The organism is Brevibacillus sp. NRS-1366 (genome assembly GCF_050467985.1).
In genome coordinates this window covers 23,854-33,979 of sequence record NZ_JBITPN010000058.1, presented here as the reverse complement: position 1 = coordinate 33,979, position 10,126 = coordinate 23,854, and the positions used below count along the sequence as shown (strand labels likewise).

Below are 10,126 nucleotides of genomic sequence, written 5' to 3'. Positions count from 1 at the left end.
AAACCGTTTCTAGGGTCACCACAAGAACGAAACTCTTCTACTTCCTTTAAGACTGAGAAACGAATTCGTTTACCATACTTCTTAACGAATGTATCCCCGTTCTTGTTTTCATCAAAGAAAATGAACGTAAGAATGTTCGTCTCCATGTCCTCATTTTACCAGCAAATAAAAGGGATGACTCCCCTCAGATTTTATACTTTCCGATATTACAAAAAAGAAGCCCGCGTGACGGGCCCCTCTCCTTCTTCTCCCATAGCTATCCTGACAGGCACAAATCACCTATCCTTATTCCGAAGCTGCACCCTCAAACCACTTGATCAATGCTTGCGTACCGCTATCTTGCTCGCCTTTGGAAGCGAGTTCCTCATATAGCGATTTGGACAGCTCCAGACCTGGTGTCAACAAGCCCATTTCTTTGGCCGCTTCCAATGCAATCCCCATGTCCTTGATAAAGTGCTTCACATAAAAGCCTGGAGCAAAGTTACCCGCAATCATGCGAGGCGCCAAATTGGACAGGGACCAACTGCCTGCCGCTCCTGCTTCGATGCTCGTCAGCACTCTCGTAGGATCAAGACCTGCTTTTTTCGCGTAGGCGATCGCTTCACACACACCGATCATATTGGTAGCAATACAAATCTGATTACACATTTTCGTGTGTTGTCCCGCTCCAGGTCCACCTTGGAGGACAACGTTGGAACCCATAATTTTGAACAGTGGTTCTACGATGTCAAATGCTTCCTGATCTCCGCCTACCATGATGGTCAGGCGAGCCTCACGCGCTCCCACATCACCACCGGAAACAGGTGCATCCAAGGAATACAGGGATTGTTTTTTTGCTTCCTCATAAATCTTTATGGCTAGCGAAGGCTTGGAAGTAGTCATATCCAACAAGAACGTACCTGGCTTCGCATGAGTGACGATTCCCTCTGCCCCTAGATACACTTCCTCCACATCGCTAGGATATCCGACCATCGTGATAATGACATGAGACGCCCCAGCCAGATCCGAAATGCGTTCTTTCCAAACAGCTCCGCGCGCGAGCAATTCTTCCGCTTTTTCTTTTGTCCGGGTGTACACCAGCACCTGATAGCCAGCATTCAGGAAATGGGTCGCCATACTTTTGCCCATCACACCCGTCCCGACAAATCCGATTACTGTCTCTTTTGCATGCAAAGCCACATTTACCACTCCCATCGCTCATCTCTTTTGCCTTACTACTATACTTCTCGGAATTGTTCCAAAATTCCTGCCCTCACATTCTCCCTCCTATTTCATCCTGCTCAACTTCCTGCTGATGGTTGATTGATCCACCTTCAGCACCTCAGCCATTTTCGTTGTCGTTCCGTATTTGTCTCGGGCCATGACGAGCAATTGATTCTCCAAGAGCGAAATCGCTTCTTTCAAGGGAAGGATTTCTGTTACACTCAGCTTCGCGTGGGAGTGCTGCAGCTGATGTACCATCTCTGGCAAATGAGTGACCTCAATCACATCCTGATCCGTAATCACGATCAGCCTCTCCACGATGTTTTGCAGTTCCCTCACATTGCCTGGCCACTTGTACGCCTGCAAGCATTCCAATGCCTCTTGTGAAAAGGTTTTTGCTTTTTTATATTTGCGATTGAACTTGTCTTTGAAAAATAACAGCAAGGGCAGAATATCATCCGTTCTTTCACGCAAAGGCGGGATGTTGACGGGCACGACATTCAAGCGATAATACAAATCCTCGCGAAAACGCCCCTGTCTCGTCTCCTCCTGAAGATTCCTATTGGTCGCTGCTATGATACGTACGTCGACCTTAATCGGCTTCGTTCCCCCGATGCGAACAAATTCATGCTCTTGCAGCACTCGCAACAGCTTGACCTGAAGACTCAGCGGCAGCTCTCCGATTTCATCGAGAACCAACGTCCCTTCGTTTGCTAGCTCAAACAGGCCCGGCTTCCCTTCTTTTGTCGCACCCGTAAATGCGCCTTTTTCATAGCCAAACAGCTCGGACTCTAGCAAATGCTCGGGAATCGCCGAACAGTTAATTTTGATGATCGGCTTTTCTTTGCGCTGGCTGTTGTTGTGGATATAGGAGGCGACCACCTCTTTGCCCACCCCGGACTCTCCTAAAATGAGAACAGTAGAATCCACTTCCGCCAATTTGCCCGCCAAGATCACAACTTGCTTGATCTGCTCGCTTTTTGTAATGAACGCTCCATCCTGAACCGTCTGTTGACTCCACTTGCGCAGCTCTTGTCTGTAGCCCTCCAAGAGTCCTCGCACGTTTTCCAGCTCCTCCTGCAGTCGCTTTTCCTCCGTAATATCCCGGGTGAAGTTGATGACGCGCACAATGTTCCCATGCTCGTCTTTTAAGGGCGTTCCGATAACCATCTGCCTGCTGCCCATGCGTGTTGACTGGACCACCTGCACCTTTTCTTTACGTTCGAGCACGAGTCGTGTAATCGACGGCTGAAACACACCCGACCGCTCAAGATCATAGACGCTTTTGCCGACGAGATCTTCCGCACTGTAGCCGTACAACCCTCGGAGGATCTGCTCACCCGCTGCGTAATTCCTTTTCCGTCTGAAATGTAAAACATATCGTAGCTTGTATTAAATACCGCCTCGAGATCGAGCAAATAGTTTGCCTGTCGCTCTTTGTAGACGCGGAAAAAATAGTGATACAGCTCTGTCGTTTTCAACCATCCTTGGATTTCCTTTGGTTATTTACAATCGCCCACTGTTCGTACAGGTCCCACTCTGCATCCCGCTTCTCTATCTCGTCTATGGCGCAGATCCCGATTGAAACCAGTCCCCCAGGATTTTGTCGCATGACTACGCCAGTTATGGCCTGTTCCTGGTCCAACACGAAAAGCGCATCCGTTTGCATCGTTCGCGCCGCTTCTTCCCATTTTGCTTGCTTACAATAGGCATAGGATTGATTCAATACGTCCACTAGTCTCATAGATTCCACCCTCTCCTGACCTATACGAAAAAAACTCCCATAACGTCGGACTTCCTGTTACGGGAGGAGATGATTTCGGCAGCTCAATTCGATTGATTGATTAATCCTAATTATAGGGGAGGTGAATCGTATTTTCAATTTTCTTTCTGTTCAAAACGATTATACTTCTGTTCCCAAATAAGCAGCAGCTAGCGTGAGATAGAAGCGGATCGAATCCAGATAGCGATCAATTTCGATCCACTCGTCCGGCTGGTGGGCCAAGGTGGGTTCTCCCGGTCCGTAAATGAGAATAGGTACCCCTAGATGCGGCCCGTAGATCGAGGCATCGGTATAGTAATTCACACCACTTACTGGTACGTCTGTTCCCCATAGATTCTTGATCGTCTCTTGAGAGAGCTGAATGAATGGGTGTTCCTTTGCTGTCGTGACCGCAGGCAAATCGTTGGACACACGAATCTCGCATTGTGCTCCTAGCGGTTCGCATACTTGCGCCAGCAGCTTATGCAAATCACCTGTGATCAGCGCGTGCTCTTGTCCGGGAACGGTACGAATATCGAGCGTCAACGTGCATTGATCTGGCACGACATTCGTTTTGACTCCTCCCTGGATGACCCCAATATTCATCGTCGGACTTCCGAGTAATGGATGATGCTCATAAGTGAAAGAGTAGGATTCCAGCTCATGAATGAAACGAGCCATAGCCGTAATCGCATTCACACCTTGGTCAGGCATGGAGCCATGCGCAGTTTTTCCATACGTGACTGCCTCCAGCCAGAGCGCGCCTTTGTGGGCAATGAATGGGCGGTTGGTGCTTGGCTCCGAGATGACCATTGCCGTAGCATCGTTGACTTGTCCTTTAGAAGCTACTGCTTTTGCTCCCAAGCAATCTACTTCCTCACCCACAGTGCCGACAAATCGGAGAGTCCCCTGCAGTTTTACCCCTGCCCGATGCAAATACTCCATGGCGAGCACCATGGCCGCCACGCCGCCTTTCATATCGGTAGTGCCTCTTCCATATAACTTGTTGCCCACCCGTTCCCCGCCGAAAGGATCGTGCTGCCATGGAATATTTCCTGTCGGGACCGTATCCAGATGGCCGCTAAAGACGAGAACCCGCTGTTCTTCTCCTTCTGCTCCTGTTCCGGTCAACGCGGACAGTACATTGCTTCGTCCCGGCTCTACCTCGTCCAGCTCCGCACTCAGTCCTGCGGCAGCCAGATGGTCGCGGATCGCTTCGGCAACAGCCGTTTCTGCTCCAGGTGGGTTGACGCTATTGATCGCTATCAACTCCCGCAAAAAATTCACGGCTTCCTGTTCGTTAATCAAATCCATTGCTTTTTGAACATTTGGGTTTCCCATAACACCTTTCACAATGATCCACTCTCTCTTTCTATTCGATAGTTTCTTTTGCTAGACAACAGCTTTCTTGTCATCCGTTACGACTTCGTTATTCCCCTTCACCTTTTGCTCTTTTAATAGAATCGCGCAAAGCGCTGCCACTGCTGCCGCTGAAGCGAAAAAGACAAATACGTTGCTGAAGTCCTGGGAACCGTCCGCCCCTACTTTCACCAAATAACCAGCAACGAGAGGAGAGACGAATGAGCCCATCTGCCCGATCCCGTTGGCAAGACCTGTCGCACTTCCCACCACTTCTTGGGGATAACGCTTCTGAACATAGGCGTAAACGGTTCCAAAGTTCAGGTTGATGAAAAAACCGACCAACAACAGACTCGTTAAAAGCATGCCAGTCTGTCCTTTTTCCACAGCTCCCAGCATCCAGAGAACGGGAATGCACCCCAGATAAGCGATGATCGCGACAGGCTTCATCCGATGAAGCACTTTATCCATCAACCAGCCACCCAGCATCATGGCGAAAAAAGCTACGACATAAGGTACGGAAGCAAAAAGTCCCATCTGCTTCAGATCGAGTCCGTGTTGCTTTACGAGAAAAGTAGTGAGCCATGTGGTCGTTCCCCAGTACACAGCCAACTGGCAAAACAATAGCAACGTGTAAATGTAAAAGTATCCATCTTTCAAAAAGATTCCTAAAATAATTGATGATGTACAATAGCCACAAAACAACCAAAATGACGTGACGATACCCCCATGCTTTCTTTGCGATGCCATTCATCTTCTTGCCCCCTCTTTCTGTGTTGTCTTATTTAAAACGCTTTCATTATTGCGATCCGTTACTAAAGCAAATCTCGTGCCATTCGGTTTACGATTCTTTCGATCACGGCTTTTTTCCTCGCTTTTCGCCTGCCGCCGCGTGATCGGCGCCTCGTGATCCGTTTTTTAACAGGTGATTTCTATGCATTTGAGCATATTGATTTCTAACACTTGCTCCCGTTTTGTTGTGAAATCGGTAAAAATAGATGATAGAACTCCCGTTATGCCAAAAAGCATAATGTCTATGCAATTTAGCATAAACAAAAAAAACGAAAGCTGTCAGCAGGAGAATAGTAGCAAAAAGGACATTTGCCCACAAGTTACAGTAGGTCCCATGATTGAACTGACGGATAAGGTCCTGCTTTGGAAATCTTGATCATGATCGAAGGAGTATTGGTCTTCAAAATAAAATAAGGAGGGCGTTTTTGCCCTCCATTGCTCTCTTACAAAATAAGCCGCTCCGGATTCATCCCCACAAGCGCTTCATGGACAAACAATCCGTCTTTTCGAACCAACACATCGTCAAACCAGATTTCTCCGCCGCCGTACTCGGGGCGCTGAATGTTGATCAGATCCCAATGGATTGTGCTGCGATTGCCATTATCTGCCCCATCATAAGCACGACCAGGTGTGAGGTGGAAGCTGCCGGCAATCTTTTCATCGAACAAAATGTCACCCATCGGATGCAAAATAGATGGGTTAAAGGCAATCGCAAACTCCCCGATGTAGCGTGCTCCTTCGTCGCTGTCTAAAATTTCGTTTAGCTTGGCAGTATGATTCGCCGACGCTTCTACGATCTTCCCTTCTTGGAAAGTGAAGCGGACGTTTTCAAATGTAATTCCCTTGAAATGACTGGCTGTATTGTAGCTGATCGTCCCATTGATCGAATCGCGCACTGGTGACGTATACACTTCTCCATCGGGCATATTCCGCTTTCCGACAGCTACCGCCGTACCGATCCCTTTGATAGAAAACGTGAGATCGGTTCCCGGCCCGACGATGCGCACATGATCAGTCTTGTCCATCAGCTCATATAGCGGTTTGCACGCTTCGGACATGTTGCGGTAATCAAGCGAGCAGACATTGAAATAAAAGTCTTCAAACTCTTCTGTGGGCATTTTCGCCTTTTGCGCTAATGCCGCGGTCGGGTAATTGATGCGAATCCCCTTTATGTTGTTATCCACATGCTGGGCGATGTGTTGCATATACTCCGCATACAGGCGATTTTTTTCTTCCGGCACATCTCTCATCTCGCTGTCATTGGTCTCGCCGTGAATGCCAATATAACCTTGGATGCCAAGCCACATATCCTGTTCCCACTGAACCATTTGTGCAAGCTGGCCCTCTGTTAACCCCTTCATCCATTCTCGCTGCACCTTTGGCCTGATGAAGCGAAGATGCGGATACGCTCCCTTGGCATACAGCTTTTTTACCAATTCGGCTGCCAATAGCTCTCCCTCATCTACCACCATAATCATGATATGCTCTCCTGCTTGAACTTCCAGACTGTACGAAATCAAATTGTCTGCAATCTTTCCAAGCCGCTCATCTTTCATATCATTCACTCCTTTTGCTGAGTTGTATATCCTCCATGGTAGCTCTCGATTGTCAGAGGAATATCAAAAAAAAGCGAATCAGATTGATTCGTCTCGTCAGATTTGATTCTATTTGGCTTAGCGAGAATAGGGAGGGCAGGGCGATGTACTCGTTTCTTTTTGAGCAGGGGCATGTTTGTAAGACAAAAACCAAGTACTGGCTGCAAGAATGAAGAGGGCTAGCGAGGACAGGGCGACCGCAGCCATATGATTGGTAACCGCTCCTGTATGCTTGCTTTGCATGACAAACAAATAAACCATTTCAAACACAACGAGGTGAGAGAGAATTGTCCACATGACACCTCGGATCCATTGCTTGCGCTTGTTCCACACCTGCTTTTGCAAATCGGCTCGTCTCTTTATTCTGCATAGATACATGCGGAATAAGAGCGGATTGAAAAGCAAATAGCTGTAGTAGATCAGGGCGAAAATCAGATGCTCTTCTAATAAACCGATTCCCCGGGGGATCATGACTAAGCCGAATGGCGTCATAATCAGCGTCAACAAATACATCTGAATAAAGAACCAAAGCTGCTCCAACATATAGGCCGGGCTCCCCTTTCCGTTTTGTGTCTATGCACAAGTCACTGCCCTTATGCTAACAAAACGTGACAAAAAGGGAACCTAACTAAAGTTAGCAACTTCGCAATATTCCGATTTCACTAGCAAGCATAATGGCATGCGTACGGTTTTTTGCTCCTAATTTGCCAAACAACTGATTATTATAGCCTTTAACCGTCCCTATTGATATTTGGTAATGCGTAGCAATCTCCCGGTTGGTATACCCTGCTTTGATTAGCGTCAGTATTTCAATCTCCCGTTTGGTCAATCGCTCAACTAACTCTTCTTTTGAGCTTTTGGCATTTCCCTTTTTATCCTGTATTCCCCGTCTACGTAGAAGAGCCTTCACCCGCGATATCAAAATGTTGGGATCAAAGGGTTTGGTCATATAGTCATCCCCGCCCAGATCAAGACCCGCTATCATATCCTCTGAATCATCCTTGCAGCTTAAAAAGAGAACGGGAAGCTCGCAGCCAGTGTCCCGCAAAAACTGGCATAGCCCAAGTCCTGAACCATCGGGCAGCAAGATATCGAGGATGATTAAATCAGGCTGCTCCATACCAAGCAGAGTATGAGCCTGGCGAACATCTTCCGCCTCCCTGACACCAAAACCATTTGCCTCAAGGTACAACCGGACGAGCTCCCTAATATTCTCATCATCTTCCACCAGCAAGATCGTGGGGTTTGCCATTTACGATATCTTCCCTTCTTCGTTTCTTTGCACGAGGCTTACTGGGAGTGAAAACGAGAACGTGCTTCCCACTCCCACTGTGCTTTCTACGCACATTTCGCCTTGATGGTATTGAATAATCTCTTTCGAAATCGTCAATCCTAGCCCTCCCCCGCCAGAGCGGAGCTTAGGCGCTTCATTTCCTTTGTAAAACCGGTCAAACACAAATGGCAACGATTCTGCGCCGATTCCCATTCCTGTATCGCTTACGCTTACGTACGCTTTTCCCAACCCACCAGCTTCCAGCTCCCAATCTACCCGCAATCGAATCGCTCCTCCGGGAGGTGTATACCGCTGAGCATTTGTCAACAGATTGACTACCACCTGCTCGACGCGAAGCGGATCAGCCATGATGACAAGCCCTTCAACAGGAGTCTTCTCGGAGCTCATCTCCCACTCAAAACGCAGTTCTTTTTTCTCCATGTCCAGCAAGTGTTTTTCGTACAAGTGATAGAAAAAGGGCAATAGGGAAAGCGGCTGAAAGTGAAACTGAATCTGCCTCGATTCAATTTTGGAGAGCTCAAACAAATCTTTGATAATTTGGTGCAAATAGATCGTCTTTTCATAAAGAATCGTTAAGTACTTGGGATCATCCGTCTTCACGACCCCATCAATCATCGCTTTGATAAAGCCTTGGATCGAAGTGAGTGGTGTCCCTAGCTCGTGAGCAATATTGGAGAGCAGCCTGCGGCGTGATTCCTCCATCATTTGCAGCTCCTTGTTTTTCCCCTCAAGCGCTTGCGTTCGCCGCTGTACTTTTTGCTCCAGCGATTCGTTTGATTTCCTCAGCTCGTCCGACAAGCGCTCTACATGATCGAATGATCTCGCAAATGCCATAGACAGATTGATCATCTGGGTAAATAAAAAGACGAGTAGGCCAAATGCGACTCCGTGCTCAAACGTAGATAGATTGGCGTAGAACAAAATCTCATTGATTACCGCAATGAACAGCACCATCAGCCCGAAACCATTGAGCAATGCGCCGTGCCGTTTCCGAATGACTGCCTGCACATAGACGTACAGCACATAAATAAAACTGACCAATAAATAAATTTCTTTGACCACGAGCATTTCGGTGAATATCCAGGGGGGACTACTAACGATGAAAAGGACCAGCACAAACCCTACCCGTATGCACCAATTACGGATGGTTCGATTGGATTCTAGAGGATATTGGGAATGGACAAACAAAGACAAAAACATCATGCAGATAGAGGCGCACAAATATTCCAGCTTGACCCCGATTTCCCAAGGGATCCCGGGGAAAAAACGTACGGCAAGCGTTTCTCCCAAAAATAGAATGCGAATACTGATCGCAATGCTCATTCCGGCAAAGTAGAGGGCGGACTTCTCTCTTTTTCGTGTCAGAAACAAGGCAAAATGATAGATACCCATGAGAAACAAACAGCCCGCGATCAGACTTTCATAGAGTACCTTGGTCTCGCGCTGGAACATGATTTCCTCAACGGGACCAAACGTTATAGACTCCCACAGCCCGCCTTTTCGCTGCACAAAGTTGGACACTTGGACAACCAGCTCGACTTGGGGACGATCCGTCTGAAAAGGGACGATTTTGGAATAATTTTTAGGGATCATCTCTGCCCTGCTCACTCCGACGACGCCGCTTCTTTCCATCAGCTCGCCGTTGATCCATAATTGATAGGCGGTGGCCACACTCGGCATGTAGATCGCGAATCGTTTATGTATATCCTGCTCTCCCAATTGAAGGATGAGGCGGTATGTAGCGTAGCCTTGATTGGAGTAGGATTGGCTCGCATTTGTTCTAGCCTTCCAGGTAGACGGGACAGCTTTATAGACAGGGTGCGCGGATACTGATGCTTCTTTTAGCATAGTAGGTGTCAGCAGTTCGTTCCAATAAAAAGCCCACTCGCCATTCAACGCCACCGACTGCTTTTCTTCCCAGTTGATCCCACCCAAGTCGATGACTCCCTGCTTGGCGAGAGGCTGGACCTCGGACGCCCGGACGCTAGGAGCCGAGACTAACAAAACAAGCAGCAGAACAGCTACAATCCCGAATATTTTGAATATTGACAGCCGCATTTTCTGCCTGCCCCTCCCCTGTAAAGACTATTATTTATTCTTAAGCATAGTTCGAAATGAGAA

At 47.8% G+C, this 10,126-nt stretch carries 9 protein-coding genes; all 9 read right to left on the bottom strand.

What is annotated here, in order from left to right; all coding sequences use genetic code 11:
• Positions 1-285: 285 nt before the first annotated feature.
• A complete protein-coding gene (locus ACIFQN_RS32170; RefSeq protein ID WP_429837131.1) occupies positions 286-1,194 on the bottom strand; it encodes an NAD(P)-dependent oxidoreductase in 909 nt (302 codons plus the stop codon).
• A 72-nt stretch (positions 1,195-1,266) separates the two neighbouring features.
• Entirely contained in the window at positions 1,267-2,523 is a 1,257-nt protein-coding gene (locus ACIFQN_RS32165; RefSeq protein WP_429837130.1) for a sigma-54 interaction domain-containing protein, read from the bottom strand.
• Between the two features lie 157 nt (positions 2,524-2,680).
• Positions 2,681-2,947: a hypothetical protein gene (locus ACIFQN_RS32160; RefSeq protein WP_429837129.1), complete on the bottom strand. Its 267-nt coding sequence runs from the start codon at positions 2,945-2,947 to the stop codon at positions 2,681-2,683.
• Between the two features lie 159 nt (positions 2,948-3,106).
• Positions 3,107-4,306, bottom strand: coding sequence for a M20 family metallopeptidase (locus tag ACIFQN_RS32155; protein WP_429837128.1), 1,200 nt, complete (start codon positions 4,304-4,306; stop codon positions 3,107-3,109).
• Between the two features lie 51 nt (positions 4,307-4,357).
• Positions 4,358-5,074 carry an MFS transporter gene (locus ACIFQN_RS32150; RefSeq protein WP_429837127.1) on the bottom strand — a complete coding sequence of 239 codons (717 nt, stop codon included), beginning with the start codon at positions 5,072-5,074 and terminating at the stop codon, positions 4,358-4,360.
• Between the two features lie 485 nt (positions 5,075-5,559).
• A complete protein-coding gene (locus ACIFQN_RS32145; protein WP_429837126.1) occupies positions 5,560-6,672 on the bottom strand; it encodes an aminopeptidase in 1,113 nt (370 codons plus the stop codon).
• 117 nt (positions 6,673-6,789) lie between these two features.
• Positions 6,790-7,254, bottom strand: coding sequence for a hypothetical protein (locus tag ACIFQN_RS32140; protein ID WP_429837125.1), 465 nt, complete (start codon positions 7,252-7,254; stop codon positions 6,790-6,792).
• A 91-nt stretch (positions 7,255-7,345) separates the two neighbouring features.
• A complete protein-coding gene (locus tag ACIFQN_RS32135; RefSeq protein ID WP_429837124.1) occupies positions 7,346-7,963 on the bottom strand; it encodes a response regulator in 618 nt (205 codons plus the stop codon).
• A complete protein-coding gene (locus tag ACIFQN_RS32130) occupies positions 7,964-10,063 on the bottom strand; it encodes a sensor histidine kinase (protein ID WP_429837123.1) in 2,100 nt (699 codons plus the stop codon).
• Positions 10,064-10,126 lie beyond the last annotated feature (63 nt).

Bases quoted from the DNA above. Each gene is read 5' to 3' on its own strand.
- ACIFQN_RS32140 (WP_429837125.1), bottom strand. From the start codon at position 7,254: ATGTTGGAGCAGCTTTGGTTCTTTATTCAGATGTATTTGTTGACGCTG.
- ACIFQN_RS32150 (WP_429837127.1), bottom strand. From the start codon at position 5,074: ATGGCATCGCAAAGAAAGCATGGGGGTATCGTCACGTCATTTTGGTTG.
- ACIFQN_RS32155 (WP_429837128.1), bottom strand. From the start codon at position 4,306: ATGGGAAACCCAAATGTTCAAAAAGCAATGGATTTGATTAACGAACAG.
- ACIFQN_RS32145 (WP_429837126.1), bottom strand. From the start codon at position 6,672: ATGAAAGATGAGCGGCTTGGAAAGATTGCAGACAATTTGATTTCGTAC.
- ACIFQN_RS32130 (WP_429837123.1), bottom strand. From the start codon at position 10,063: ATGCGGCTGTCAATATTCAAAATATTCGGGATTGTAGCTGTTCTGCTG.
- ACIFQN_RS32170 (WP_429837131.1), bottom strand. From the start codon at position 1,194: ATGGGAGTGGTAAATGTGGCTTTGCATGCAAAAGAGACAGTAATCGGA.
- ACIFQN_RS32160 (WP_429837129.1), bottom strand. From the start codon at position 2,947: ATGAGACTAGTGGACGTATTGAATCAATCCTATGCCTATTGTAAGCAA.
- ACIFQN_RS32135 (WP_429837124.1), bottom strand. From the start codon at position 7,963: ATGGCAAACCCCACGATCTTGCTGGTGGAAGATGATGAGAATATTAGG.